This window comes from Ramlibacter paludis, assembly GCF_022012305.1.
GTDB classification, from domain to species: Bacteria; Pseudomonadota; Gammaproteobacteria; order Burkholderiales; family Burkholderiaceae_C; genus Ramlibacter; species Ramlibacter paludis.
In genome coordinates, this window is record NZ_JAKLTM010000003.1 from 40,288 (window position 1) to 66,168 (window position 25,881).

At 67.0% G+C, this 25,881-nt stretch carries 29 protein-coding genes and 2 tRNA genes; 14 read left to right on the plus strand and 17 right to left on the minus strand.

All coding sequences use genetic code 11. The features are described from left to right. Positions 1–202 precede the first annotated feature (202 nt). The 7 genes from LZ009_RS10930 (at position 203) to pbpG (ending at position 9,358) form a co-directional block, all read left to right on the plus strand. A complete protein-coding gene (locus LZ009_RS10930; protein WP_275697962.1) occupies positions 203–1,978 on the plus strand; it encodes an acetolactate synthase 3 catalytic subunit in 1,776 nt (591 codons plus the stop codon). 87 nt (positions 1,979–2,065) lie between these two features. Continuing rightward, positions 2,066–2,557 (plus strand): acetolactate synthase small subunit, encoded by a 492-nt coding sequence (gene ilvN, locus LZ009_RS10935; RefSeq protein WP_275697963.1) that lies wholly within the window; start codon positions 2,066–2,068, stop codon positions 2,555–2,557. 38 nt (positions 2,558–2,595) lie between these two features. Continuing rightward, positions 2,596–3,612, plus strand: a complete 1,017-nt coding sequence (ilvC, locus tag LZ009_RS10940; protein ID WP_275697964.1) for a ketol-acid reductoisomerase — start codon at positions 2,596–2,598, stop codon at positions 3,610–3,612. A gap of 100 nt (positions 3,613–3,712) precedes the next feature. Then, positions 3,713–4,525, plus strand: a complete 813-nt coding sequence (gene pssA, locus LZ009_RS10945; RefSeq protein WP_275697965.1) for a CDP-diacylglycerol--serine O-phosphatidyltransferase — start codon at positions 3,713–3,715, stop codon at positions 4,523–4,525. Between the two features lie 446 nt (positions 4,526–4,971). Beyond that, positions 4,972–6,651, plus strand: coding sequence for a 2-isopropylmalate synthase (gene leuA / locus LZ009_RS10950; RefSeq protein ID WP_275697966.1), 1,680 nt, complete (start codon positions 4,972–4,974; stop codon positions 6,649–6,651). Then, positions 6,636–8,174, plus strand: a complete 1,539-nt coding sequence (locus tag LZ009_RS10955) for a 2-isopropylmalate synthase (RefSeq protein WP_275697967.1) — start codon at positions 6,636–6,638, stop codon at positions 8,172–8,174. Before leuA ends, LZ009_RS10955 begins: the two co-directional genes overlap by 16 nt. A gap of 161 nt (positions 8,175–8,335) precedes the next feature. Continuing rightward, on the plus strand, positions 8,336–9,358 hold the full coding sequence (gene pbpG, locus LZ009_RS10960) for a D-alanyl-D-alanine endopeptidase (protein ID WP_275697968.1): 1,023 nt from the start codon (positions 8,336–8,338) through the stop codon (positions 9,356–9,358). A 55-nt stretch (positions 9,359–9,413) separates the two neighbouring features. Here the strand turns inward: pbpG and LZ009_RS10965 are convergent, their stop codons facing one another. From LZ009_RS10965 to aat, 3 genes are read right to left on the minus strand one after another with little or no spacing between them, the layout of a single operon-like run. Further along, a complete protein-coding gene (locus LZ009_RS10965; protein ID WP_275697969.1) occupies positions 9,414–10,208 on the minus strand; it encodes an IclR family transcriptional regulator in 795 nt (264 codons plus the stop codon). A 60-nt stretch (positions 10,209–10,268) separates the two neighbouring features. Beyond that, the gene (locus LZ009_RS10970; protein ID WP_275697970.1) at positions 10,269–11,012 is read right to left on the minus strand and encodes an arginyltransferase; all 744 of its coding nucleotides are present in this window, start codon (positions 11,010–11,012) and stop codon (positions 10,269–10,271) included. After that, positions 11,009–11,752 (minus strand): leucyl/phenylalanyl-tRNA--protein transferase, encoded by a 744-nt coding sequence (gene aat, locus LZ009_RS10975; protein ID WP_275697971.1) that lies wholly within the window; start codon positions 11,750–11,752, stop codon positions 11,009–11,011. Before aat ends, LZ009_RS10970 begins: the two co-directional genes overlap by 4 nt. Positions 11,753–11,937: 185 nt before the next feature. Here aat and LZ009_RS10980 point away from each other — a divergent pair, with 185 nt between their 5' ends. After that, complete coding sequence (locus LZ009_RS10980) at positions 11,938–12,189, plus strand: PilZ domain-containing protein (RefSeq protein ID WP_346730736.1); 252 nt, start codon at positions 11,938–11,940, stop codon at positions 12,187–12,189. A gap of 4 nt (positions 12,190–12,193) precedes the next feature. Here the strand turns inward: LZ009_RS10980 and LZ009_RS10985 are convergent, their stop codons facing one another. Next, a complete protein-coding gene (locus LZ009_RS10985; RefSeq protein ID WP_275697972.1) occupies positions 12,194–12,532 on the minus strand; it encodes a PilZ domain-containing protein in 339 nt (112 codons plus the stop codon). A 183-nt stretch (positions 12,533–12,715) separates the two neighbouring features. On the opposite strand from LZ009_RS10985, the gene LZ009_RS10990 reads away from it, so the two are divergent. Together LZ009_RS10990 and LZ009_RS10995 are read left to right on the plus strand one after the other, a co-directional pair. Continuing rightward, positions 12,716–12,871, plus strand: coding sequence for a hypothetical protein (locus LZ009_RS10990; protein ID WP_275697973.1), 156 nt, complete (start codon positions 12,716–12,718; stop codon positions 12,869–12,871). Positions 12,872–12,937: 66 nt separating this feature from the next. Then, a complete protein-coding gene (locus LZ009_RS10995; protein WP_275697974.1) occupies positions 12,938–13,144 on the plus strand; it encodes a hypothetical protein in 207 nt (68 codons plus the stop codon). A 4-nt stretch (positions 13,145–13,148) separates the two neighbouring features. On the opposite strand, the gene LZ009_RS11000 is transcribed toward LZ009_RS10995, so the two are convergent. After that, positions 13,149–13,529: an STAS/SEC14 domain-containing protein gene (locus LZ009_RS11000; RefSeq protein WP_275697975.1), complete on the minus strand. Its 381-nt coding sequence runs from the start codon at positions 13,527–13,529 to the stop codon at positions 13,149–13,151. A gap of 150 nt (positions 13,530–13,679) precedes the next feature. Between LZ009_RS11000 and LZ009_RS11005 the strand changes: the two genes are divergently transcribed. Next, a complete protein-coding gene (locus LZ009_RS11005; RefSeq protein WP_275697976.1) occupies positions 13,680–13,910 on the plus strand; it encodes a hypothetical protein in 231 nt (76 codons plus the stop codon). Positions 13,911–13,934: 24 nt separating this feature from the next. Here the strand turns inward: LZ009_RS11005 and LZ009_RS11010 are convergent. The 9 genes from LZ009_RS11010 to LZ009_RS11050 all read right to left on the minus strand — a co-directional run bounded on the left by LZ009_RS11010 (position 13,935) and on the right by LZ009_RS11050 (position 20,852). Beyond that, a tRNA-Asn gene (locus LZ009_RS11010) sits at positions 13,935–14,010 on the minus strand. 54 nt (positions 14,011–14,064) lie between these two features. After that, positions 14,065–14,140: transfer RNA gene (locus LZ009_RS11015), tRNA-Asn, on the minus strand. A 56-nt stretch (positions 14,141–14,196) separates the two neighbouring features. Continuing rightward, positions 14,197–15,309, minus strand: coding sequence for an NAD(P)/FAD-dependent oxidoreductase (locus LZ009_RS11020; protein WP_275697977.1), 1,113 nt, complete (start codon positions 15,307–15,309; stop codon positions 14,197–14,199). 6 nt (positions 15,310–15,315) lie between these two features. After that, positions 15,316–15,645: a ferredoxin FdxA gene (gene fdxA / locus LZ009_RS11025; RefSeq protein WP_275697978.1), complete on the minus strand. Its 330-nt coding sequence runs from the start codon at positions 15,643–15,645 to the stop codon at positions 15,316–15,318. 65 nt (positions 15,646–15,710) lie between these two features. Then, positions 15,711–16,979: a sulfate adenylyltransferase subunit 1 gene (locus LZ009_RS11030; RefSeq protein WP_275697979.1), complete on the minus strand. Its 1,269-nt coding sequence runs from the start codon at positions 16,977–16,979 to the stop codon at positions 15,711–15,713. Continuing rightward, positions 16,979–17,911: a sulfate adenylyltransferase subunit CysD gene (cysD, locus tag LZ009_RS11035; RefSeq protein ID WP_275697980.1), complete on the minus strand. Its 933-nt coding sequence runs from the start codon at positions 17,909–17,911 to the stop codon at positions 16,979–16,981. The genes LZ009_RS11030 and cysD overlap by 1 nt, the downstream gene beginning before the upstream one ends. Further along, positions 17,908–18,636, minus strand: coding sequence for a phosphoadenylyl-sulfate reductase (locus LZ009_RS11040; protein ID WP_275697981.1), 729 nt, complete (start codon positions 18,634–18,636; stop codon positions 17,908–17,910). The genes cysD and LZ009_RS11040 overlap by 4 nt, the downstream gene beginning before the upstream one ends. A gap of 3 nt (positions 18,637–18,639) precedes the next feature. Beyond that, positions 18,640–19,026 carry a DUF934 domain-containing protein gene (locus LZ009_RS11045; RefSeq protein WP_430300267.1) on the minus strand — a complete coding sequence of 129 codons (387 nt, stop codon included), beginning with the start codon at positions 19,024–19,026 and terminating at the stop codon, positions 18,640–18,642. After that, positions 19,023–20,852, minus strand: a complete 1,830-nt coding sequence (locus LZ009_RS11050; protein ID WP_275697982.1) for a nitrite/sulfite reductase — start codon at positions 20,850–20,852, stop codon at positions 19,023–19,025. The genes LZ009_RS11045 and LZ009_RS11050 overlap by 4 nt, the downstream gene beginning before the upstream one ends. A 225-nt stretch (positions 20,853–21,077) precedes the next feature. Between LZ009_RS11050 and LZ009_RS11055 the strand changes: the two genes are divergently transcribed. Continuing rightward, positions 21,078–21,812, plus strand: coding sequence for a response regulator (locus LZ009_RS11055; RefSeq protein ID WP_275697983.1), 735 nt, complete (start codon positions 21,078–21,080; stop codon positions 21,810–21,812). 18 nt (positions 21,813–21,830) lie between these two features. Here LZ009_RS11055 and mnmC1 read toward each other — a convergent pair whose 3' ends face one another. Together mnmC1 and LZ009_RS11065 are read right to left on the minus strand one after the other, a co-directional pair. Beyond that, a complete protein-coding gene (gene mnmC1, locus LZ009_RS11060) occupies positions 21,831–22,931 on the minus strand; it encodes an FAD-dependent 5-carboxymethylaminomethyl-2-thiouridine(34) oxidoreductase MnmC1 (protein ID WP_275697984.1) in 1,101 nt (366 codons plus the stop codon). Positions 22,932–22,937: 6 nt separating this feature from the next. Then, positions 22,938–23,210, minus strand: a complete 273-nt coding sequence (locus LZ009_RS11065) for an oxidative damage protection protein (protein WP_275697985.1) — start codon at positions 23,208–23,210, stop codon at positions 22,938–22,940. A gap of 119 nt (positions 23,211–23,329) precedes the next feature. On the opposite strand from LZ009_RS11065, the gene LZ009_RS11070 reads away from it, so the two are divergent. Both LZ009_RS11070 and LZ009_RS11075 read left to right on the plus strand, forming a co-directional pair. Continuing rightward, complete coding sequence (locus tag LZ009_RS11070; RefSeq protein ID WP_275697986.1) at positions 23,330–24,352, plus strand: sulfate ABC transporter substrate-binding protein; 1,023 nt, start codon at positions 23,330–23,332, stop codon at positions 24,350–24,352. A gap of 112 nt (positions 24,353–24,464) precedes the next feature. Next, on the plus strand, positions 24,465–25,031 hold the full coding sequence (locus LZ009_RS11075; protein ID WP_275697987.1) for an NADPH-dependent FMN reductase: 567 nt from the start codon (positions 24,465–24,467) through the stop codon (positions 25,029–25,031). A gap of 112 nt (positions 25,032–25,143) precedes the next feature. Here LZ009_RS11075 and LZ009_RS11080 read toward each other — a convergent pair whose 3' ends face one another. Continuing rightward, positions 25,144–25,794, minus strand: a complete 651-nt coding sequence (locus LZ009_RS11080; protein WP_275697988.1) for an FMN-dependent NADH-azoreductase — start codon at positions 25,792–25,794, stop codon at positions 25,144–25,146. Positions 25,795–25,881 lie beyond the last annotated feature (87 nt).

Consider the following 25,881-nt stretch of genomic DNA (forward strand, 5'->3'; position numbering starts at 1 on the left):
TTATGGCATTGACGACCTGCCCTCTTGGGCAAGTTCTGTTGCAGTGCGATAATGCGCCTGCAAGTCAAAAGGCAAACGAGCCCGGATCCGGCGGCGCAACCAGCCCGCCCATGGCCCGAGGTTCTAAGTTCCGACACTGCCTCACGAGGGCGTGTGAAGGAGCACCCAAGGTTTTTCGTTCCCGAAATCCGAAAGGTTCATCATGGAAATCTCCCGCACGGAGCTCAGCTCCGCGGCCGCCGCTTCCGGCGGCCAAAGCCAGGATCTCCGCGGCGCTGAAATCCTCGTCAAGGCCCTCCAGGCCGAGGGCGTGAAGTACGTCTGGGGCTACCCGGGCGGCGCGGTGCTGCACATCTACGACGCTTTCTACAAGCAGGACACCATCCAGCACGTGCTGGTGCGCCACGAACAGGCGGCGGTCCATGCGGCCGACGGCTATGCGCGCGCCACCGGCGACGTCGGCGTGGCCCTGGTCACCTCCGGCCCCGGCGTCACCAACGCGGTCACGGGCATCGCCACCGCGTACATGGACTCCATCCCGATGGTGATCATCACCGGGCAGGTGCCGACGGCCGCGATCGGCCTCGACGCCTTCCAGGAATGCGACACCGTGGGCATCACGCGCCCCGTGGTGAAGCACAACTTCCTGGTGAAGGACGTGCGCAACCTCGCCGAGGTGCTGAAGAAGGCCTTCCACATCGCCCGCAGCGGCCGTCCCGGCCCGGTGGTGGTGGACATCCCCAAGGACGTCTCCTTCAACAAGACGCCGTATGCGGGCTACCCGGCCAGCGTCGAGATGCGTTCGTACAAGCCGGTGCACAAGGGCCACGGCGGCCAGATCCGCAAGGCGGTGCAGCTGCTGATGAACGCCAAGCGGCCGTACATCTACACCGGCGGCGGCGTCATCCTGGGCAACGCCACCGACGAACTGCGCACGCTGGCCAACCTGCTCGGGTATCCGGTCACCAACACGCTGATGGGCCTGGGCGCCATCTCCGGCACCGATCCCAAGTTCCTGGGCATGCTGGGCATGCACGGAACCATCGAAGCCAACAACGCAATGCAGAACTGCGACGTGCTGCTGGCCGTGGGCGCGCGCTTCGACGACCGCGTGATCGGCAACCCCAAGCACTTCGCCTCCAGCGACCGCAAGATCATCCACATCGACGTCGACCCGTCCAGCATCTCCAAGCGGGTGAAGGTCGACATCCCGATCGTGGGCGACGTGAAGGACGTGCTGGCGGACCTGATCGCCAGCATCCGGGAGGCCGGCGCCCGGCCGGACGCCGGCGCGCTGGGCGCTTGGTGGGAGCAGATCGACGGCTGGCGCAAGCGCGACTGCCTGAAGTACGACCACGGCAACAAGGACGTGATCAAGCCGCAGCGCGTGATCGAGACGCTCTGGAACATGACCAAGGACACCGAGACGTACATCACGTCCGACGTCGGCCAGCACCAGATGTGGGCCGCGCAGTTCTACAAGTTCCAGGAGCCGCGCCGCTGGATCAACTCCGGCGGCCTGGGCACCATGGGCGTGGGCATTCCCTATGCCATGGGCATCAAGCTCGCGAAGCCCGACGCGGAAGTGTTCTGCGTGACCGGCGAGGGATCGGTGCAGATGTGCATCCAGGAGCTCTCGACCTGCCTGCAGTACAACACGCCGATCAAGATCGTCTCGCTGAACAACCGCTACCTGGGCATGGTGCGCCAGTGGCAGCAGCTCGATTACGAGGGCCGCTACAGCCACAGCTACATGGACGCGCTGCCCAACTTCGTGAAGCTCGCCGAGGCCTATGGCCACGTCGGCATGCTGATCGAGAAGCCGCAGGACATCGAACCGGCGCTGCGCGAGGCCCGCAAGCTGAAGGACCGCACCGTGTTCATGGACTTCCGCACCGACCCCACCGAGAACGTCTGGCCGATGGTGAAGGCGGGCCAGGGCATCACCGAGATGCTGCTCGGTTCCGAGGATCTCTAACCCTTAACGGACGGCAAATCTATTGGTTGCCGAGCCCGCTGCTTACCGGCAGCGGGGGAGGGCACCGAAAAGAGGCGCCGGTTTGACATGAAGCACATCATTGCCGTGCTGCTCGAGAACGAGCCCGGCGCCCTGTCCCGCGTGGTGGGCCTGTTCTCGGCCCGCGGCTACAACATCGAATCGCTCACCGTGGCGCCGACGGAAGACCCGTCGCTGTCGCGCATGACGATCCAGACCACGGGCTCCGACGACGTGATCGAGCAGATCACCAAGCACCTGAACCGCCTCATCGAGGTGGTCAAGGTGGTCGACCTCACCGAAGGCGCCTACACCGAGCGCGAGCTCATGATGGTGAAGGTGCGCGCGGTGGGCAAGGAGCGCGAGGAGATGAAGCGCATGGCCGACATCTTCCGCGGCCGCATCATCGACGTCACCGAGAAGAGCTACACCATCGAGCTCACCGGCGACCAGAGCAAGAACGACGCCTTCCTGGTCGCCATCGACCGCACCGCGATCCTCGAGACGGTGCGCACGGGCGCCAGCGGCATCGGCCGCGGCGAGCGCATCCTGCGCGCCTGAACCCCTTTCACCCAACCCATTTCACCCCGGAGAGACTCATGAAGGTTTTTTACGACAAGGACTGTGACCTCAGCCTGATCAAGGGCAAGACGGTCGCCATCATCGGCTACGGCTCGCAGGGCCATGCGCACGCGCAGAACCTGAACGACAGCGGCGTCAAGGTCGTCGTCGGCCTGCGCAAGGGCGGCGCCAGCTGGCCCAAGGTCGAAAAGGCCGGCCTGAAGGTCGCCGAAGTCGCCGACGCCGTGAAGGCCGCCGACGTCGTCATGATCCTGCTGCCCGACGAGCAGATCGCCACCGTCTACAAGAACGACGTCGAGCCGAACATCAAGCAGGGCGCGTCCCTCGCGTTCGCCCACGGCTTCAACGTGCACTACGGCCAGGTCGTGCCGCGCGCCGACCTCGACGTCTGGATGGTCGCGCCCAAGGCCCCGGGCCACACCGTGCGCAACACCTACACCCAGGGCGGCGGCGTGCCCCACCTGGTGGCCGTGCATGCCGACAAGAGCGGCAAGGCCCGGGACCTGGCGCTGTCGTACGCGATGGCCAACGGTGGCGGCAAGGCCGGCATCATCGAGACCAACTTCCGCGAAGAGACCGAGACCGACCTGTTCGGCGAGCAGGCCGTGCTGTGCGGCGGCACCGTGGAGCTGATCAAGGCCGGCTACGAGACGCTGGTGGAAGCCGGCTACGCGCCCGAGATGGCCTACTTCGAGTGCCTGCACGAGCTGAAGCTGATCGTGGACCTGATCTACGAAGGCGGCATCGCGAACATGAACTACTCGATCTCGAACAACGCCGAGTACGGCGAGTACGTGACCGGCCCGCGCATCATCACCGAGGAGACCAAGAAGGTGATGAAGCAGGTGCTGAAGGACATCCAGACCGGCGAGTACGCCAAGAGCTTCATCATCGAGAACCGCGCCGGCGCCCCCACGCTGCAGTCGCGCCGCCGCCTGAACGGCGAGCACTCGATCGAGGTGGTCGGCGAGCAGCTGCGCGCCATGATGCCCTGGATCAAGAAGAACAAGCTGGTGGATCAGTCGCGCAACTGATCGTTGCGCTTCCCTCGAGGGGCTAGGTGCTACCTAGTCCCAAGCCCCCAGCACCTAGCCCCTGTGTAAGGCCCGCTCTGCGGGCCTTACACTTGCGCCCATGCACGACGGACACGAGGACGAATTTCCCGCCGAGGGAGTGGTGGTGCGCAAGCGCCGCAAGGGCATCTACATCCTGCCCAACCTGTTCACGCTGGCGGCGCTGTTCGGGGGCTTCTACTCGGTGGTGATGGCCATGAACGGGCGCTTCGACCTGGCGGGATTCGGGGTCCTGAGCGCCATGGTGCTGGATAGCCTGGACGGCCGCGTGGCGCGGATGACCAACACGCAGAGCGCTTTCGGCGAGCAGATGGATTCGCTTTCCGACATGGTGTCCTTTGGCGCCGCTCCCGGCCTGATCGCCTACGAATGGGCCTTGAAGGGCCTGGGCCGCTGGGGCTGGATCGCCGCCTTCGTCTACTGCTCCTGCGCCGCGTTGCGGCTGGCACGCTTCAACGTCAACACCGGCGTGGTCGACAAGCGCTACTTCCAGGGCCTGCCTTCGCCGGCCGCCGCGGCGCTGGTCGTCGGCTTCATCTGGCTGATGGACGACTACCAGGTCAAGCCCTACGACGTGGTGTGGATCATGTTCGCGGTGGCGCTGTTCGCCGGCCTGACCATGGTGACCAACGTGCCCTTCTACAGCTTCAAGGACATCCAGATGAAGAAGACGGTGCCCTTCGTGGTGATCGTGCTCATCGCCCTGGGCTTCGCCTTCATCGCCATCCACCCGCCGGTGGTGCTGTTCGGGGTCTTCGTGATCTACGGCCTCTCGGGCTACGTCGTCTACGGCTGGCGCAAGTACAAGGGCATCCGCACCAGCATGATCAGTACCTCGACCGACGAACCCGAAGAAAGTGGTTTGCACCGATAGGCAATCACTCCAAAAAGTCGCTATGCGACTTTTTGGAGTGGCTGGTCAGTGTGAAGAGGCCCGGCAAAGCCGGATCCTCTTCACAAGTGGGACCGCGCTGCATGTTATTCCGCGCGGTCCTCGAAAAGGCTCCCGCGCAGCGGCACGTGGACCGAGCGGAGCATCGCGCAGTCCGGTCCCCCTTGTGAACCGGATCCGGCTTTGCCGGGCCGGTTCACACCATTCAGACCACTCTGAAATCCGCTAAAGCGGATTTCAGAGTGAACTGTGATACATTGGCTTCCATGAACCGCATTGCGCTGGCCCTACTGCTATCCCCCCACGGGCGGAGACGGTAGCGCGCGCGCTTTAAATTCCCGTAGACGGCCCGTTTGCACCAGCAGCGGGCCGTTTGCTTTTGGGGCTGCTGGTTCACCTTCCCAACCGAGCGAGAGATTTCCATGCCGATGTCGAAGAACCCCGCCAGCAAGTACCGCCCCTTTGCGCCGATCGGCCTGAAGGACCGCACCTGGCCGGACGCGGTGCTCACCAAGCCCCCCGTGTGGTGCAGCGTCGACCTGCGCGACGGCAACCAGGCGCTGATCGAGCCCATGGACATCCCGCGCAAGCTGCGCATGTTCCAGAAGCTGGTGGAGATCGGCTTCAAGGAGATCGAGGTCGGCTTTCCCTCGTCGTCGCAGGTCGAGTTCGACTTCCTGCGCAAGCTCATCGACGAAGACCTGATTCCCGAGGACGTGACGATCCAGGTGCTGACCCAGGCGCGCGAGCCCCTGATCCGCCGCACCTTCGAATCGCTGCAAGGCGCCCGCCGTGTCATCGTCCACCTGTACAACGCCACCGCGCCGGTGATGCGCAAGGTGGTGCTGGGGCTGGACGAGGACGGCATCGTCGAGCTCGCCACTTCCCACGCGCGGATGTTCTCCGAGCTCGCCGCGAAGCAGCCGCAGACCGACTGGATCTTCCAGTACTCGCCGGAGATGTTCTCGGGCACCGAGCTGCCCTTCGCCAAGCGCGTGGTCGACGCGGTCACCGCCGTCTGGCAGCCGACGCCGCAGCGCAAGTGCATCATCAACCTGCCGACGACGGTGGAACTGTCCACGCCGAACATCTTCGCCGACATGATCGAGTGGATGCACCGGAACATCGAGCGCCGCGATTCGGTGGTGCTCTCGGTGCACCCGCACAACGACCGCGGCACCGGTACCGCCACCGCGGAGCTGTCCGTCATGGCCGGTGCCGACCGCCTCGAAGGCTGCCTGTTCGGCAACGGCGAGCGCACCGGCAACCTCGACCTGGTCAACGTCGCGCTCAACCTGTACACGCAAGGCGTGCACCCGGGCCTCGACTTCTCGGACATCGACGAGATCCGCCGCACGGTGGAGCACTGCAACCAGCTGCCGGTGCACCCGCGCCATCCTTATGTCGGCGACCTGGTCTACACCTCGTTCTCGGGCTCGCACCAGGACGCGATCAAGAAGGCCTTTGCCGCGCGCAAGGACTCGGACCTCTGGGACATGCCTTACCTGCCGCTCGACCCCAAGGACCTGGGCCGCAGCTACGAGGCGGTGATCCGGGTCAACAGCCAGTCCGGCAAGGGTGGCATCGCCTACCTGCTGGAGGCCGAGTACGGCCTGGAGCTGCCGCGCCGCCTGCAGATCGAGTTCAGCCAGGTGGTGCAGGGCGTGATGGACCAGGACGGCAAGGAGCTGAGCGCGCAGGACCTCTGGAACCTGTTCCAGAAGGAGTACTGCGTCGGCCAGGCCGAGGTGACGCACCACGTCCAGGAAAGCGGCGACGGGGTGAGCCTGACCGCCGAGGTCAAGGCCGGCCAGGAAACGATCGCCGTGCGCGGCGAAGGCAACGGCCCCATCAACGCTTTCGTCGAAGGACTGGGCGAGGCCACGGGCCAAACCATCCGCGTGCTGGACTACCATGAGCACGCGGTCGCCGCCGGCGCCGATGCGCGCGCCGTCGCCTACCTCGAGCTGCGCGTGGGCGACCGCACGCTGTTCGGCGTGGGCAGCGACGCGAACATCGTGTCCGCCTCGCTCAAGGCCATCGTCTCGGGCCTGCAGCGCGCCGGACTCGCGACCGACAACCGGGAATCCGCATGGCAGACCAACTGATCATCTTCGACACCACGCTGCGCGACGGCGAGCAGTCGCCAGGCGCGTCCATGACGAAGGACGAGAAGCTGCGCATCGCGCGCCAGCTCGAGCGGCTGAAGGTCGACGTGATCGAGGCCGGCTTCCCGGCCAGCTCCAATGGCGACTTCGAGTCGGTGCTGGCGATCGCCGGCGCCATCAGGGACTCGGTCGTCTGCGGCCTGTCGCGCGCCAACGACCGCGACATCGCCCGCGCCGCCGAGGCGCTGAAGCCGGCGGCGCGCTCGCGCATCCACACCTTCATCGCGACCTCGGCGCTGCACATGGAGAAGAAGCTGCGCATGACGCCGGAGCAGGTGCACGAGCAGGCGAAGCTGTCGGTGCGCTTTGCCCGCAACCTGTGCGGCGACATCGAATTCTCGCCGGAAGACGGCTACCGCAGCGACGTCGATTTCCTCTGCCGCGTGCTGGAAACCGTGATCGCCGAAGGCGCGACCACGATCAATGTGCCCGACACCGTGGGCTACGCGGTGCCGGAGCTGTACGGCAACTTCATCAAGACCCTGCGCGAGCGCGTTCCCAACTCGGACAAGGCCGTCTGGTCGGTGCATTGCCACAACGACCTCGGCATGGCGGTGGCCAATTCGCTGGCCGGGGTGAAGATCGGCGGCGCGCGCCAGGTGGAATGCACCATCAACGGCCTGGGCGAGCGCGCGGGCAACTGCTCGCTGGAAGAAATCGTGATGGCCGTGAAGACCCGCAGGGACTACTTCGGCCTCGACGTCAACATCGACGCCCGCCACATCGTGCCGGCCAGCCGCATGGTGAGCCAGACCACCGGCTTCGTCGTGCAGCCGAACAAGGCGGTGGTCGGCGCCAACGCCTTCGCCCACGCCAGCGGCATCCACCAGGACGGCGTGCTCAAGGCGCGCGACACCTACGAGATCATGCGCGCCGAGGACGTCGGCTGGTCCGCCAACAAGATCGTGCTGGGCAAGCTGTCGGGCCGCAACGCCTTCAAGCAGCGCCTGCAGGACCTGGGCGTGCAGCTGGAAAGCGAGGCCGACATCAACGCGGCCTTCGCCCGCTTCAAGGAACTGGCCGACCGCAAGAGCGAGATCTTCGACGAGGACATCCTGGCGCTGGTCAGCGACGAATCGGTCGCCCACGAACAGGACAGCTATCGCCTGGTTTCACTGCGCCAGCACAGCGAGACCGGCGAGCGGCCGCATGCCGAGGTGGTCTTCACCGCCGCCGGCAAGGAAGTGCGCGGCCAGTCCGACGGCAACGGCCCGGTGGACGCTTCGCTCAAGGCGATCGAAAGCCTGGTGCAGAGCGGGGCGGAGATGGTGTTGTATTCCGTCAACGCCATCAGCGGCTCGACCGAAAGCCAGGGCGAGGTCACCGTCCGCCTGCAGAACTCCGGACGGGTGGTCAACGGCGTGGGCGCGGACCCGGATATCGTCGTGGCGTCGGCCAAGGCTTACCTCAGCGCGTTGAGCAAGCTCCAGAGCAAATCCGACCGCGTGGCAGCTCAGGGTTGAGGTAACCAAGGGTAACTACCTAGATCATAGGTGCTTGATTAGGACATATTCCTAAGTACTTGATTTGTGTAAGTTTTGCCTCCCGAAGTACACTGCGCAGCCTGTCCGTGCGTTGAGAAGTCCGAAACGTACGACGCAAGTCGTTTAGGAGTGCCGTACCCGTGAACCGAGTCGTCCGTACCGTCGCCGTCAGCCTGCTGGCCCTGGCCCTGGCGCCGCTCACGCAGGCCGCCGACCAGGCCATCGCCAAGAAGCCGCACGGCGCCGTCGCCAAGCAGGCGCGCGTCAGCAAGACCTTCCAGGGCGGCCGCACCAGCGTCATGAAGGCCAGCCGCCGCTCCGTGGTGCGCCTGGCCCCGCCCAAGCCTTCCTTCGGCCAGCTGGCCGGCCTGCACGCCACCACCGACGAACTGGACCTGCGTTCCAGCGTGGCGCTGGTGATGGACCAGGACACCAACGAGATCCTCCTGAGCAAGAACGATTCGGCCGTGCTGCCGATCGCCTCGCTCACCAAGATGATGACCGGCCTGATCATCAGCGAAGCCAAGCTGCCGATGGACGAGCAGATCACCATCACCGACGACGACGTCGACACCGAAAAACATTCGAGCTCGCGCCTGCGGGTGGGCACGACGCTGAGCCGCGGCGAACTGATGCACCTGGCGCTGATGTCGAGCGAGAACCGCGCCGCGCATGCCCTGGGCCGCACCTATCCCGGTGGCCTGAGCGCCTTCGTCGAGGCCATGAACGCCAAGGCGCAGCTGCTCGGCATGAAGGACACCCGCTACGTCGAGCCGACGGGCCTGTCCAGCCGCAACCAGTCGAGCGCGCAGGACCTGGCGCGCCTGGTGGGCACCGCCGCCACCGACCCGATGGTGCGCGAGTTCTCCACCTCGCCCGGCGCGCAGGTCGCCGTCGGCAAGCGCACCCTGCAATTCAGCAACACCAACCGCCTGGTCAAGAACCCGGCCTGGGACATCGTGGTGCAGAAAACCGGCTTCATCAACGAAGCGGGCCAGTGCCTGGTGATGCAGGCGAAGGTCGCCGGCCGCAAGCTGGTGATGGTGTTCCTGGACTCCGCCGGCAAGCTGAGCCGCATTGCCGACGCCGAGCGCGTGCGCAAGTGGATCGAGGCGAATCCGCAGAACGGCGGCAACATCGTCGTGCGGCAGGTCAGCAGCTGATCCCTGCACCCCACATAAAGAAAGCCGGCTTGCAGCCGGCTTTTTCATGGGTGGGTCAGGCCACCAGCCGCACCGCCGCCTTGTGCCCCAGCGCCCCCGAGATCTCGTTGGCGGTCGTCTGCAGCTTCGCCAGCCAGTTCTCGTCCAGCCGGTCCGCCGGCGCCGAGATCGACAAACCGGCCACCAGCCGCGCCTGGTCGTCGTAGATTCCCGCTGCCATGCAGCGCACACCCAGTTCGAGTTCCTCGTTGTCGCGCGCGATGCCGTACTGGCGCGCCTTGGCGAGCTCGCGCTCCAGCAGCGGCAGCTGCGTGATGCTGTTCTTGGTGTGGCCGGCCAGCCCGGTGCGGGTGGCGTAGGCGCGCACGCGCTGCGGATCGTCGGCAGCCAGGAACAGCTTGCCGGTGGAGGTGAGGTGCAGCGGCGCGCGGCCGCCGATGGCGCGCACCACCTGCATGCCCGAGCGCTCGCTGTAGGCGCGCTCCACGTAGACGATCTCGTCGCCCTGGCGCACGCTCAGGTTGACCGGCTGCTGGATCTGCTTGTGCAGCTCGCGCATGGGCGCCAGCGCGGCGTCGCGCACGTTCAGGCGGGCCTTCACCAGGTTGCCCAGTTCCAGCAGGCGCATGCCCAGGCGGTAGCTGCCCGCCTCGGGCCGGTCGACGAAGCGGCCGGTGGCCAGGTCGTTCAGGATCCGGTGCGTGGTGGAAGGATGCAGCCCCGTCTTCTCGCTGATCTCCTTGAGCGAGACGGCATCCTCGCGCGAAGCCAGCACGTCGATCAGCGCGAACATGCGCTCGATCACCTGGATGGTGGGAGTGGCCGCAGCCTGGTTATCGGTTTTTCGCATGGCGGAGTCATTTTACTTGGTGAAATCCAAGCAGCCCCGCCCAAGGGCAATTTGGAGAGCTCAGCCGGGAGCGCCGGGGGTCCAGTTGCCGTCCACCAGTACCTCGTGCGGGTGGAAGCGCGCCTTGTAGTTCATCTTGCCGCTCTCGGCGATCCAGTAGCCCAGGTAGACGTGCGGCAGCTTGAGCTTCTTCGCCTGGTCGATCTGCCACAGCACGCTGTAGGTGCCGTAGCTGGCGGCCGGCTCGGGCTCGTAGAAAGTGTAGACGGCGGAGATGCCGTCGTTCAGCACGTCGAGGATGGACACCATGCGCAGCGCGCCGGGCTGGCCGTCCGCGCGCTTCTCGCGGAACTCCACCAGCCGCGAGTTCACGCGGCTTTGCAGCAGGAACTGCGTGTACTGGTCGATGCTGTCGTGGTCCATGCCGCCGCCCGCGTGGCGGCCGGTCTGGTAGCGCAGGTACAGGTGGTAGTGCTCGGGCACGAAGCACAGCTTGAGCACGCGCGCCTGCAGGTTCTCGTGGCGCGCCCAGGCCCGGCGCTGGCTGCGGCTGGGGGTGAACTGGTCCGCCTTGACGCGCAGCGGCACGCAGGCGCGGCAGCCGTCGCAGTAAGGGCGATAGGTGAACATGCCGCTGCGGCGGAAGCCGCCCGTCACCAGGTCGGAGTAAGCGTCGTTGTGGATCAGGTGGCTGGGCGTGGCCACCTGCGAGCGCGCCTGCCGCCCCGGAAGATAGCTGCAAGGGTACGGCGCCGTCGCATAGAACTGCAGCGTCTGGAGCGGTAGGTCCTTGAGGTGCGTCACGCTGGTGCGATGGGCAGGAGTTCGTTCCAGTATACGGGCTCGAACCGCCAGTCGGCCGCCGGCAGTGCCGCCTGCCGGCCCACCTCCCCCACAAAGTCGCGGCGGGCGATTTCGCGCGCGCCCAGCGAGGCGAGATGGCGCGTGTTCTGCTGGCAGTCGATCATGGGCACCTGCGCCTGCCTGGCCCAGGCCACCAGGGCGGCGAGGGCGATCTTGGAGGCGTCGGGCACGCGCGTGAACATCGACTCGCCGAAGACCGCGCGGCCGATACGCACGCAATACAGGCCGCCGGCCAGTTCGCCGTCGATCCAGGTCTCCACGCTGTGCGCATAGCCCGCGCGATGGAAGTCCCGATAGGCGGCCACCATCGCCGGAACGATCCAGGTGCCCGATTGCCCGGGCCGCTGGCTGCCCGCGCAGTGGCTGATGACCTCGTCGAAGGCGCCGTCGAAGCGGATTTCGCAGCGCGGGTCGGCGCGGAATTTCGCGAGGGTCTTGCGCAGCGACCGGTGCAGCTTGAATTCACCGGTGAACAGCACCATGCGGGGATCGGTGCTCCACCACAGGATGGGCTGGCCCTCGCTGAACCACGGGAAGATGCCTGAGCCGTAGGCGCGAGCCAGCGTCTCCACGTCGAGGGCGCCGCCCGCGGCCAGCAGGCCGGGCGCCGGCTGCTTGTGGTCCCAGGCGCGGGAGGGGTCGGGGAAGGGATCGCCGGGGTTCAGCCAGGGCAGGTGCATCGCGCCTTAATTGTGCAGCGGCGTTCCGCACCGCGTCGCGCCGCGTGCGCCCTGTCCGACAGCGCGCGTCGCCACCTCACTACAAAGTCCGCCCCCACGCAGGCCTAGCTTGCATTCAACTGACCCAATCCGGACCTTCCATGATGATTTCATCCGAACCGAGAGGGAGCGAGCAACGGACGGCGGTGCGTTTCGACACGCACCTGCCGATCCGCATCGACGGCGCCCGCGGCGTGGCGCACAACATCAGCAATACGGGGATCTATTTCGAGACCGAAGCGCCGCAGTCGCCCGGGCAGCTGGTGAACGTGCTGGTGGAATACCAGGCGCAGGGCCGCAAGCGGCAGCTGCAGTGCGAGGGCCAGGTGCTGCGGGTGATCCGCGAGGATGGCCGCGTCGGCGTGGCCGCGCGGCTGCTGACGCCTTTTTTCGCGTAGGCCCTTAGTCGCCCGCCGGCGTCATCGCGGCGACTGGCGACTGCGGGGCCAGCCTGGCACCGATGCGCCAGCCTTCGGGCAGGTCCTGCACGCTCACGACCTCCGCCTCGCAGGCGAGCGGATAGTTGTGGCCGTCCAGCAGGTACTCGATCACGACCTCCACGTGGGCGCCGATCGGGTAAGGATGGTCGGCAATGAAGGACAGGCCGCTGTGGCTGAGGTCCTCCGTGGTCGCGCCGCTGCCGTTCACGCGCACCGGCATGGCGGCCACGAAACGGTCCTCGCTGCGGCGCTCGCGCACCTGCAGCAGCACGGGGATCGTCACAGCGGTGAGGGCCGTCATGCACAGGACTGTTGGCCCAGCCGTGCCGGCATCCTGTAGGCCGCCGGCCCGCCACGTCGTCGGACGCTGCCGCGTGGCCGAGGCAAATCATGCCTCTGCGACTACGGCGCGGTCAGGCGTTTTCCGACAAGCGCCGGCCCGCCGGCCATCGCACGATGCGCTGTCTCTCCAAGGGAGCTTGCCATGCCGCACGACACCGATTCCTTCCGGTCCCCAGGCTGGGCGCGCGCCGCCGCCGTGGACGCGGGCGGTGCTTTCGAGAGCCTCAGCTGGTGGCTCATGGGCGGCGCGACCTTGCTGGTGTGGACGGGCCTGGCGCTGCTGCTGACCAGCGCCTGAAAAGCGTGGGGGCAGGGCTCACGGCGCTGGCCTGGGGCGGCGGTCTGTGCCACACTTGAGGTGACCATGCCTGCCCCCAACGACGACCGCAACACGCTCCTGCCCGAAGGCCGGCGCTGGGGCCGTGGCGCCAGCAGCATCGTTCCCTATCTCTACGTTTCGCTGCTGGTGAAGCCCTTCACCCGCTCGCCCGACGAAGAGGGCGATTTCATCCGCAATCCGGTGTTCCCGCACATGGAGCACACGCTGCGCATGCTGCGCCGCGGGCACTGAACGCTCAATCCGCGGCCTGAAGCCAGGCCAGGGCTTCCTTCTCGTCGTCGAACACCGTCACCTGGGTGCCGTCGCGTCGCGCCGCCTTTTCGCTGATGCGGGTGACGCGTTCGCGCGGCACGACGGAGGCGATCTTGCGCAGGTGCGCCAGGCTGGCGGCCGTCTCGAGTCCCAGTGTGCGCTGCTCCGCCTCCGAGAAAGGCGTGCTCACCTGGCGCAGGTCCACCAGCAGCGCGTCGTGCTTCCAGTTGCTGCTGTCGACGCCCAGCACGTGGATCAGGGCGACGAGCTCGTCGATGCCGGGCGTGCCCTTGATGGCGACGCGGGTGTAGAACTGCTTCTGCGTGACCGAGACGTCGAAGGCCATGGCGATCCACTTTGCCATGCGAGGGCGACGCACGGCAATTGCGGCGCTGCGCGACTTGGTATCTTTTGGCAAATGGCGGCGAAAGAAATCGCCGGACGCGGCTTGCGGACCCGCGGCTGGCGTCGTTTCCCTACAGCGCGGCCGCGCCGACGCGCGCATCCTGAGCGCATGATCTCCGCCGAATACACGCGAACCACCGGTCGCAGCCTCACCTACCGCATCCGCGCCGACGACTGGGGTGGCTACCGCATCTACCTCGGGGAGCTCGAGCTGGCGAGCGGTCGCGACACCTTGAGCGCGCACGGCTCGCACCGCGCGCCGAACAAGCGCAAGGCCATCGGGGCGATGCACATCGCGAAGGAAGCGATCGAGAGCCTGCGCTTCATGCGCGAGTTCTGATCGATCGCGCGAGGCGGAAGGATTTGGCTCCCCGACCTGGGCTCGAACCAGGGACCTACGGATTAACAGTCCGGCGCTCTACCGACTGAGCTATCGGGGAATGGGTGTCGGCGATGAAAAGGCCCCGCACATTGCGTGCGAGGCCTTGTTGTTTTGGCTCCCCGACCTGGGCTCGAACCAGGGACCTACGGATTAACAGTCCGGCGCTCTACCGACTGAGCTATCGGGGAACAAGCCTTAGATTATATGCTGAATTCGGCGGGTTCCTGGCGAGCTCTGCCGTCGTTCAGTCGAAGACCGGCGTCTCCACGCCCAGCACCTTGTGCAGCTTGGGGCTGGTGGTCGTGTACTGCAGGTGGATCTTCTTGTCCGGGAAGATGAAGGGCGCGGCGGCGAAGGCAGCCAGCGCGCATTCGTGGAAGCCCGAGAGGATCAGCTTCTTCTTGCCCGGATAGGTGTTGATGTCGCCCACCGCGAAGATGCCAGGCACGTTGGTCTGGAACTTCTCGGTGTCCACCTTCAGCTGCTTGCGCTCGATGTCCAGGCCCCAGTCGGCGATGGGCCCGAGCTTGGGCGAGAGGCCGAAGAACACCAGCAGCTGGTCGGCCGGCACCACGCGCGTGACGCCGTCGCCACCGGTGACCTTCGCACCCGTGAGCACGCCGTCCTTCTCCTCGATGCCCGTGACCTGGCCGACGATGAACTGCATCTCCATCGCGTCGCACAGCTCGTGCATCTTGGCGACCGAAGCGGGCGCGGCGCGGAAGCCGTCGCGGCGGTGCACCAGGATCACGCTCTCCGCCTTGTTCGGGTTGCCGTCGTCGTTGCCGGCGCAGAAGTTCAGCGCCCAGTCGAGCGCGGAGTCGCCGCCGCCCACGATCAGCAGGTTCTTGCCCGCGAAGTCCGCCGGGTTCTTCACGCGGTACGCCAGCTGCGTGCCGTTGTACTTGTCCAGGCCTTCCACCTTGAGCTGCTTGGGCTCGAACGCGCCGACGCCGGCGGCGATGAAGATGGTCTTGGTGAGGAACTGCGTGCCCTTGGAGGTCTCGACGAAGAAGCGGCCGTCGTCCTGCTTCTGCACCACGGACACGGTCTGTCCGAGGTGGAAGGTCGCGCCGAAAGGCTCGATCTGCTTGAGCAGCGCGTCGGTCAGTTCCTTGCCGGTGCACACCGGAATGGCCGGGATGTCGTAGATCGGCTTGTCCGGATACAGCTCGATCGGCTGGCCGCCCGGATAGGCGAGCGAGTCGATGACGTGCGCCTTGATCTCCAGCAGGCCGAGCTCGAACACCTGGAACAGGCCGACGGGACCGGCGCCCACGATGACGGCGTCGGTCTCGATCGGGCCGTCATGCGCGGCGGCGGTCTTGATCACTTCTTCGTTGAGTTTGAGTTCCATAAGACTTTACTTGACCAGCTCGGACAGTTTGCCCGGCTTGTCCTTCCATTCTTCGGCGTCCGGCAGGGCCGGCTTGCGCTTGGTGATGCTCTTCCAGCCCGGCGCCTGCGCGAGCTCCACGTTGATCTTGATGAAGGCGACCTGGTCCGCCGGCACGTCTTCTTCCGCGTAGATCGCGTTGACAGGGCACTCCGGGATGCAGACCGCGCAGTCGATGCACTCGTCCGGGTCGATCACCAGCATGTTCGGACCCTCGCGGAAACAGTCCACGGGGCAGACATCCACGCAATCGGTGTATTTGCAGCGGATGCAGGATTCGGTGACGACGTGAGTCATTGTTCTACGTGAGGGTCGGGGAAACCCTTGATTTTATTTGCTTTTGCGCCCAGCGCCCGGAGAGTTCAGCGAACCAGCACCGCCCCGGAGGTTTTATGGGTCGCCGTGTCCACGAGCACCAGGGCCCCCAGCGTGCGCGAACGGGCATAGGGAAGGGTCGCCAAGGGCTCCTGCAGCGCCAGTTCGACGTGGCCGATGCCGTTGGGCTCCAGGTGGTCGGCGTCCTCTTCGGCCAGGGTATTCACGTCCAGCTTGTGCACGATGCGCTTGACCTTGGCCTTGACCCAGCGGTGGCCATGCAGCGCCCAGTAGACGCGGCCGGCCACCAGGGGCTCGTCGTCGAGCCAGGCGATGGTGGCGGAAAGTTCCCGCGACGGCGTGATCGCGCCGGGCGCCAGCAGCCAGTCGCCGCGCGAGACGTCGACTTCGCGGTCCAGGACGATGCCGGCGCTGTGGCGGGCGCCGATCTCGCCCGGCTGGCGCGCGTGATCGAGGACCTGCGCCACGGTGGCGGCCTGGCCGCTGGGCAGCACCGTGACCGGCATGCCGACCCGCGCTTCACCTGTGGCGACGCGGCCCCAGAACACGCGGCGGCCTTGCGAGGTGTCGGCGGACGACGAGAACTTCTCGACCCACTGCACCGGGAAGGCAAAGGCTTCGTCGGTCTCGGCCGGGGTCACGTCGAGTTGTTCCAGCACCTGCAGCAGCGAGGGGCCGTTGTAGGCGCACCAGCCCGGCTGGGCCTCGACCACGTTGTGGCCCTGGAGCGCGGAGATCGGCACGATGGCGCGGGCATCGACGCCGGCGGCTTCGGTGAAGGTCTCCAGCGCGGCACGGATGTTGGTAAAGGCCACGGTGGGGTCTTCCACCGCATCGAGCTTGTTGACGGCGAAGATGATGGCGGGCACGCGCAGCAGGTTGGCCAGCAGCGTGTGGCGGCGCGTCTGTGGCAGCAGTTCCAGGGCCGGGTCCTGCCACTTCAGCTTGGTCGCATCGACCAGCACCACGGCGGCGTCGGCGCTGGAGGCGGCCGTCACCATGTTGCGGGTGTACTGCTCGTGGCCGGGCGCGTCGCCGATGATGAACTTGCGCGCCGCCGTGGCGAAGTAGCGGTAGGCCACGTCGATGGTGATGCCTTGCTCGCGTTCGGCGGAAAGGCCGTCGGTGAACAGCGCCAGGTCGGCCTGGCCGGACTTCGACACCGAAGCCAGCTGGTCCTGCAGCACGGCGCGGCTGTCCACCAGCAGGCGGCCGATCAGCGTGCTCTTGCCGTCATCGACGGAGCCGCACGTGATGAACCGGAGCGCGGCGTCGTGATCCTTGGATGCGGTCATCAGAAATACCCGTCCTTCTTGCGCTTTTCCATCGAGGCTTCCGAGGTCTTGTCGTCCATGCGCGTGGCGCCGCGCTCGCTGACGTCGACGGTCAGCGTCTCGGCCACCACGTCGCTCGCATCGGCGGCGTCGCTGGCCACCGGGCAGGTGCAGGTGATGTCGCCCACCGTGCGGAAGCGCACCGTGCGCGTTTCCACCGTCTCGCCGGGCTTGGGCGGCGTGATGTCGGTCACCGGCACCAGCAGGCCGCGGCGCTCCACCACCTGCCGTTCATGGGCGTAATAGATGGACGGCAGCGCGATCCGTTCCCGCTCGATGTACTGCCACACGTCCAGCTCGGTCCAGTTGGAGATGGGGAAGACGCGGAAGTGCTCGCCCGGCTGCAGGCGCGTGTTGAACAGCGTCCACAGCTCGGGGCGCTGCGCCTTGGGCTGCCATTGGCCGAAGCTGTCGCGGTGGGAGAAGATGCGCTCCTTGGCGCGGGCCTTTTCCTCGTCGCGGCGCGCGCCGCCGATCAGCGCGTCGAAGCGGAATTCCTCGATGGCTTCCAGCAGCGTCACCGACTGGTGCACGTTGCGGCTTTCGTCGGGACGCGCCAGGCGCACCGTGCCGCGCTTCATCGAGTCTTCCACGCTGCGCACGATCAGCTCGGCGCCGAGTTCCTTCGCCCGGAAGTCGCGGAAGTCCGTGACCTCGGGGAAGTTGTGGCCGGTGTCGATCATCAGCAGCGGATACGGGATGCGGCCCTGGCCGAAGGCCTTCTCGGCGCACTTCAAGAGCACCAGCGAGTCCTTGCCGCCGGAGAACAGCAGGGTGGGGCGCTCGAAGGCGCCGGCCACTTCGCGCAGCACGAAGATGGCTTCCTCCTCCAGCGAATCCAGGTGGCGGTTGCTGATGCGCCCCAGCAGCTGGGGTTCGGTACGCGCGTTCATGCGGCGGCTTTCTCTTCGTGTTTCACGTGCAGGCCGCATTCCTTCGCGGCCTCGTCCTCCCACCACCAGCGGCCGGCGCGGAAGTCCTCGCCGAGGCTGATGGCGCGCGTGCAGGCCGCGCAGCCGATGCTGGGATAGAACTGGTCGTGCAGCGGGTTGTAGTCGACGCCGTGGGCGCCGATGTAGTGCCAGACGTCGCCCCAGGTCCAGTCGGCCAGCGGGTTGAGCTTCACGCGCTTCACGTCGCTGGTGTCGACCTGCGGCACGTCGGCGCGGGCGTTCGACTGCTCGCGGCGCAGGCCGGTGATCCAGGCCTTCTGGCCAGACAGCGCGCGCTCCAGCGGCTCCATCTTGCGGATGCCGCAGCAGGCCTTGCGCAGTTCGATGGAGCGGTACATCGCTTCCTTGCCTTCGCGGGCGACGAACTGGATCACGCTCTCGTTCACCGGGCGGTAGACCTCCACCGGCGCGCGCGACGCGGCCTGCGTGCGTTCCAGCAGCGCCAGCGTCTCGTCGTGGAGCATGCCGGTCTCGAGCACGAACACCGGGATGTCCAGCCCCAGGCTGTTGATCAGGTGCGTGATGACGACGTCCTCGGCGCCCAGGCTCGAGGCCTGCTTGACCGGCGCGAACTCGCCCGCGGCGCGGCGCAGCAGCTGCTGCGTCTGCGCCAGCTTCGCGTCGAAGTCCTTCGAAGGACGCGCGTGCAGGTCGATCGCACCCATCGCTCAGGCCCGGGCGAAGTGCGGCCGCTGTGCTTGCACGTCGGCCTGGTAGTACTCGGCAAAGCGCGCGAACTGGCGCTCGGCCTCGGCCGCGTCCTTGCCTTCCTTCAGCACGGCGCTGGAGAAGCCGGTGCGCTGCATCTGCACCAGCTGGTCGATCAGCACGTCGCCGGTGGCGCGGATGTCGCCGGCGAACTTGCGGCGGCGGCGCAGCAGGTAAGCCTGGCTGAACGCGCGGCCGTCGGTGAACTTGGGGAAATTCAGCTCGACGCGGTCCACGCCTTCGAGCTGCGCTTCCAGCACGTCGGCGTCGTTCGCGATCACCAGCACGTTCAGCTGGTCGGCCGGCACATCGGCCGCATGCAGGATCTGGATGGTGCGAACGGTCACGCGATTTCCCTTTCCACGAAGCGGGCGCCGTTGGCCGCGGCCTTGAAGGGCTCGTGGCCCACGCGCTTGAGCGTGGCGATGAAGTTTTCCAGCTTGCCGCCGGCGGCCGGCTGGCGCAGCTGGCGGTAGGTGTTGATCAGGGCCTCGATCACGCCGGCCACTTCTTCCTTGGCGAAGGACGGGCCGACGATCTTGCCGGGCGCCGCGGTGCCGCCGGCATGCGAGCCGTCGCCGCCGCCCAGCGTGATCTGGTACCACTCCTTGCCGTCCTTGTCGACGCCGAGGATGCCGATGTGGCCGGCGTGGTGGTGGCCGCAGGAGTTGATGCAGCCCGAGAAGTTGATGTCGATCTCGCCGATGTCCCATTCCTCGTCGAGGTCCTGGAAGCGCTCGGTGATGGCTTCGGCGATCGGCAGCGAGCGCGCGTTGGCCAGCGAGCAGAAGTCGCCGCCGGGGCAGGCGATCATGTCGGTCAGCAGGCCGATGTTGGCGCGCGCCAGGCCCAGCTTGCGGGCTGCGGCCCACAACTCGGGCAATTCGTCCTGGTGGACCCAGGGCAGTACCAGGTTCTGCTCGTGCGTCACGCGCGCTTCGCCGCTGGAGAAGCGCTCGGCCAGTTCGGCGATGGCGTCGAACTGGTCGGCCGTGCAGTCGCCGGGCGCCTGGCCCAGGCGCTTGAAGGACAGCACCACCGCGCGCAGTTCGGGGTTGCGGTGCGGCAGCACGTTGCGCTGCAGCCAGCGGTCGTACTGCGGGTCGGCTTCGGCGTCGGCGCGGATGATCTCGTGCACGCGGCGGGCCGCCGGGTCGCGCTGCGGGCGCGGCACCTGCGGGTCGACGAAATAGGCGGAGACGCGATCGACTTCGGCTTGCGTGATCGTGTGCGGCGCGCCGTCGATCTCGACGATCTGGCGGAATTCCTCTTCCACCTTGTCGATGTACTTCTGGCCCTCGGCCTTCACCAGGATCTTGATGCGCGCCTTCCAGACGTTGTCGCGGCGGCCGTACTGGTTGTAGACGCGGATGCAGGCTTCGAGATAGCTCAGGAGGTGCTGCCAGGGCAGGAACTGGCGCACCACGGTGCCGATGATCGGCGTGCGGCCCATGCCGCCGCCCACCATCACGCGGAAGCCCAGCTCGCCGGCTTCGTTCTTCAGCAACTGCAGGCTGATGTCGTACCAGCCTTGCGCCGCCCGGTCTTCCTGCGCGCCGTTGATGGCGATCTTGAACTTGCGCGGCAGGAAGGCGAATTCCGGGTGCAGCGCGGCCCACTGGCGCAGGATCTCGGCGAAGGGGCGGGGATCGGCGATCTCGTCGGCGGCGATGCCCGCGAGGTGGTCGGTGGTGATGTTGCGGATGGCGTTGCCGCTGGTCTGGATGCCGTGCATGCCGACGCCGGCGAGCAGCTCCATCACGTCGGCCGCCTTGGTGATCGGAATCCAGTTGAACTGCACGTTGGTGCGCGTGGTGAAGTGGCCGTAGCCGTAATTCAGCTTGGTCACCACCTGGCGATCGGTGCCGGGCACCGGGACGGGGCCCAGGGCCAGCTGCTTTTGCTGGGCTTCGGCCAGCAGTTCGGGCGTGGGCTGGTCGTACTCGCGGGCGATCTTGCCCAGCACGCGCAGCTGCGCGGCGGAAAGTTCGCCATAAGGCACCGAGATGCGGGCCATGGGCGCATAGCGCTGGATGTACCAGCCGTTCTGCAGGCGCAGGGGGCGCAGCTCGTCGTCGCTCAGGGTGCCGGCCTGCCAGCGTTCCAGCTGGTCGCGGAACTGCGCGGCCCGGGCCTGGACGAACTGGCGGTCGAATTCTGTGTATTGGTACATGGCGGCGTGAATGTGGTCGCGGGTTTTCCCTCGAGGGGGAGACTCTAGGGGGGACCCTTATGAATCCAAACGATTTTTTTCTTCACGCCTTATCTGGATAAGCTTATGCGCGAGGATTGGCGCGCCTTTCCGCCACGTTTCGCCGCCGTCGCGGATAAGCCCCTTTCGCAGCTCGGCAGGGCGCTTGCATAATGGGCAGGCAGTCACCAGCAAGAACAGGAAGGCATGGCGCAGCGGATCTACATCAAGGTCGTCGGTTTTTCCGACGAGGAGCGCCATGCGCTCAACACCTTGTTCCGCCTCTCGGAGCAGTGCCTGGTGATGTACCAGCTGTGGTCACCGACGGCCCGGGCTCCCGCCGGCATGGCCTTGCTCGATGGCGACAGCTACGAGGCGCGCCTGGAGGCCGAGTCGCCCCTGAACGGCAACATCCGGATGCTGTGGGTCGGCAGCGACGCGCCGCCGCAGGTGTGGCGCAGCCTGCCGCGTCCCTTTGCCTGGCCGGAGGTGATCGAAGCCATGGACACGGTGTTCCAGCCGGCGTCGGTGGACCTGGACCTGGACCTGCCCCCGCCGGAAGAAGACACCCGGCCGCACCGCCCGCCCAAGCTGGCGCTGATCGTCAGCCCCAGCCGCGACGAGCGCCTGTACATCCGCGCCCGGCTGGCGCTCGCGGGCCTCACGCAGGCCGACGAAGCCGAGACCGGCCAGGAGGCGGCGAACCTCGCGCGCGGCAAGCAGTACGATTTTTCGGTGGTCGATTTCCAGCTGCCGGACATGACGGGCTGGGACCTGCTGCGCCAGTTGAAGCAAGGCAAGAAGCCGATCGCGCACGTCGCATTGACCAAGTCGCAGCGCTCGTTTGCCGAGCACGTGCGGGCCTGGATGGGTGGGGCGGGGGCCTTGCTGGACAGTCCGCCGCATCCGCAGCGGCTGAACGCCTGGCTGCGGCGAATCTGACCGTGGTTCGGTGGGGCGCTATCGCGACCCCACCACCCGCCGCACATCGAGCGCAGCGGCCAGTTTTTCGTCCAGGGGCAAGGGCTCCCCTTGCACCCGCGCCGCAATCAACTCTCCGCAAAGCGCCGCGAAGGTCAAGCCGCGTGAGCCCATGGCGGTGCTCACCCACAGCCCGGGCTCCAGTTCGCCCACCAGCGGCCGGCGATCCTGCGAAGTGCAGCGCACACCGGCCCAGTCGCGCACCGCGCCGCGCTCGAATTGCGGCGCGAGGGCCTGACCCAGCCCAGGCAGCAGTTCGCGCAGCCGCACCAGGTTCGCCTCGCGATCTTCCGCGCGCGGCGTCGCATCCGCATCGCCCCGGCCATAGGTCGAGCCGCTGCACCAGGCCAGGCCCTCCGGCGTCGGCAAGCGCGGGATGAAGTGGCCGTGGCCATTGATGGCGAAAGGCGGCACGGCTTCGCTGGTGGCCGGGTCATGCAAGGACCACGAAACCTGTCCGCGCACTGGGTGCGTGGTGATGCGGCGGGCCAGCAAGGGCCCGCTCGCGTGCGCGGCAGCGACGACGACCAAGGGCGCCTGCGCCAGCAGAGTCCCGTCCGCGGTCCGCAACTCCCAGGCTTCGCCCGCACGCTCGATGGCGTCGACCGCGCAGCCGCCCCGGAAGCGCACGCCTTTCTGCGCAAGCCAGGCCCGCACCAGCGCCGCGGGGCGCACCCAGGCCGCGTTCTCGTGCCACCAGGCCGTGTCGCCGGGACCGAGCTGCGCGTGCGCGAGTTGTTCCGGGGTGGCCGCGCGCGTCCACGGCGCGAGACCCGCCTGGGCGGGCGGCGGCTTGTCGTTGCCGCGGCGGTGCTCGAGCACGCCGCAAGGCGCCCACTCACCAGGTTCCAGCAGTGCCTGGCATTCGCGCAGCGTGATGCCCACGCCGGCCCGGGTCAGGCGGGAGAGCAGGTTGTCGTCCAGGGATTGGTGCGGTGCCAGCAGTCCGGCGGGCAGGGCCGACGCGCCCGCGGCCGGAGCGTCGGCGGCATCCAGCACCTCCACCCGCCAGCCGCGCCGCGCCAGGCTTGCCGCCACGGCGGCGCCCGCCAGCCCCGCGCCGATCACCACGGCGCGCATGGCTGTTTACGCGCTGGGCGGCACGTAGCCGGCCGCGGTGTCCGCGCCGCTGCCGAAGAAGTGGTTCTCCATCTGCCGCTTCAGGTACTCGCGGGCCCGCTGGTCCGCCAGGTTCAGGCGGTTTTCGTTCACCAGCATGGTCTGCTGCTTGAGCCAGGCGGCCCAGGCTTCCTTGCTGACGTTTTCGTAAAGGCGCTTGCCCAGCTCGCCGGGGTACGGAGGGAAATCGAGGCCTTCGGCTTCGCGGCCGAGCTTGATGCAGTTGACAGTGCGCGCCATGGCGGGCTCCAGAAAGCGGTCGAAATGGGATGAGCTTATGCGGATATGCAACTGAGAACTCTGTCGTTCCCGTTGCGGCTCCGGGCTTCCAGAATGCGCCCACACCAACAGGACGCCTCATGAGCCAACGCCGCGACTTTATCAAGATTCCCCTCGCCATCGCCGTCGCCGGGGCCATGTCCCTGGCCGGCCTGCCCTCCATCGCGCAGCCGCTGCAGCTGCTCAACGTGTCCTACGACCCGACGCGCGAGCTCTACGCGGAGTTCAACCAGGCTTTCGCCAAGTACTGGAAGGGCAAGACCGGGCAGGACGTGAGCGTGCGCCAGTCGCACGGCGGCTCGGGCAAGCAGGCCCGATCCATCATCGACGGGCTGGAGGCCGACGTCGCCACTTTGGCCCTGGCCGGCGACACCGACGCGCTGGTCAAGCATGGCAACCTGCTCACGCCGGACTGGCAGAAGAAGCTGCCGCACAACGCCTCGCCCTACAACTCGACCATCGTGCTGGTGGTGCGTGCGGGCAATCCGAAGAACATCAAGGACTGGGACGACCTGGCGCGCCCCGGCGTCAGCGTGATCACGCCGAATCCCAAGACCTCGGGCGGCGCGCGCTGGAACTACCTGGCCGCCTGGGAATTCGCCAAGCGCAAGTACGGTGGCGACGCCAAGGCGAAGGAATTCGTCGCCAAGGTCTACAACAACGTGCCGGTGCTCGACACGGGCGCGCGCGGCTCGACCATCACCTTCGCGCAGCGCGCGCAGGGCGACGTGCTGATCGCCTGGGAGAACGAGGCCTTCCTGCTGGAGAAGGAGTTCGGCGCGAAGTTCGACGTGGTCGTGCCCTCGATCAGCATTCTGGCCGAGCCCGCGGTGGCCGTCGTCGACAAGGTGGTCGATCGCAAGGGCACGCGCGCGATTGCCGAGGAATACCTCAAGTACCTGTACAGCGAGGAAGGCCAGGACATCATCGGCAAGAACTTCTACCGGCCGGCCGCTTCGCAGAAGGCGCAGGCCAAGTACGCGAAGCAATTCCCCAAGTTGAACCTCTTCACCATCGACCAGGCTTTCGGCGGCTGGGCGAAGGCCGACAAGGAACACTTCGCCGACGGCGGCAGTTTCGACCAGGTCTATTCGCGGAAGTGACCATGAAGAGCTCGCCCGAGGCGGGCGTGCATGGTCATCCCCGCGCAGGCGGGGATCCAGACCCGCGCACGGCAAAAGGGAGAAGAATGTGCTTTTCCCACCGGAGAACTCCATGAGCTACAAGATCGCCGTCGTCGTCGGCAGCCTGCGCCGCGAATCGTTCAACCAGCAGCTCGCGCAGGCGCTGGCCAAGCTGGCGCCGCAGGGCTTCGAATTCGCGACCTCGCGCATCGACGACCTGCCGCTGTACAACCAGGACGACGACAAGGCGCAGGCGCCGTCGGTGATGCGGCTGAAGGGCGAGATCACCGCGGCGCAGGGTGTGCTGTTCGTGACGCCGGAATACAACCGCTCGATTCCGGGCGTGCTGAAGAACGCGATCGACCACGCTTCGCGGCCCTACGGCCAGAGCGCGTGGGCAGGCAAGCCGGCCGGCGTGATCGGGATTTCCGTCGGTGCGATCGGCACGGCGCTGGCGCAGCAGCACCTGCGCAATGTGCTGGCCTATCTCGACATGCCGACGCTGGGACAGCCGGAGATGTTCCTGCAGCACAAGACCGGCTTCTTCGCCGCCGACGGCAGCATTGCCGCCGACGACACGAAGCAGTTCCTGCAGAAATTCCTGGAGAAGTATGCGGAGTGGGTGAAGTACCACTCGGACAAGGTGGCAAACCGCTGAACCCGCGTCATTCCCGCGGGGGCGGGAATCCAGGGCTTCCAGAAGAGAAAAGCGGCCCGCGGGCCGCTTTCTTCGAACGCTCTGGGTCCCCGCCTGCGCGGGGATGACGGGGTCAGGCGCGGATCGCCGTAGCGCCTTCGTTCGCCGCCACGCCCGCATGCACGCCGATCTCGACATCGGCCGCGGCCAGCGCCTTGGCCTTCGCTTCCTCGCCCATCGCCACGCCTTCGGCACGCACGAAGCGCACGTCGGTCACGCCGAAGAAGCCGAAGACGGTCTTCAGGTAGCTTTCCTGGTGGTCCAGGCCGGACAGCGCCGGGTTGGTCGAGTACACGCCGCCGCGCGTCGACGCGACGATGATGGTCTTGCCGCCGGCCAGGCCTTGCGGGCCCTTCTCGGTGTACGTGAAGGTGCGGCCGGCTTGCGCCACGCGGTCGATCCAGGCCTTGAGCTGGCTGGGCACCGAGAAGTTGTACATGGGCGCCCCCACCACGATCACGTCGGCGGCCAGGAACTGGCTCACCAGCTTCTCGGAGATGGCGTTCTCGCGCTGCTGCACTTCGCTCAGGCCGGCGGCGTTGGGGCCCATGCGGAAGCCCAGCGAATCCTGGTTCAGGTGGGTGGGCGCCTCCAGCGCGAGGTCGAGGTGCTCGACGACGGTGCCGGGATGGCTGGCTTGCCACTGGGCGACCACGCGGCGCGTGAGTTCGCGGGAAACCGAGTTGGCGGCGAGCGGGCTGGAATCGATGTGCAGCAGTTTCAAGGTCTTCTCCTGAAGGGTGGTGCCGGATCGGCGCCATGGGAAGAATTGTGCGGCTGCAACGATGGATTGATAAGTCAGCGAAATCGG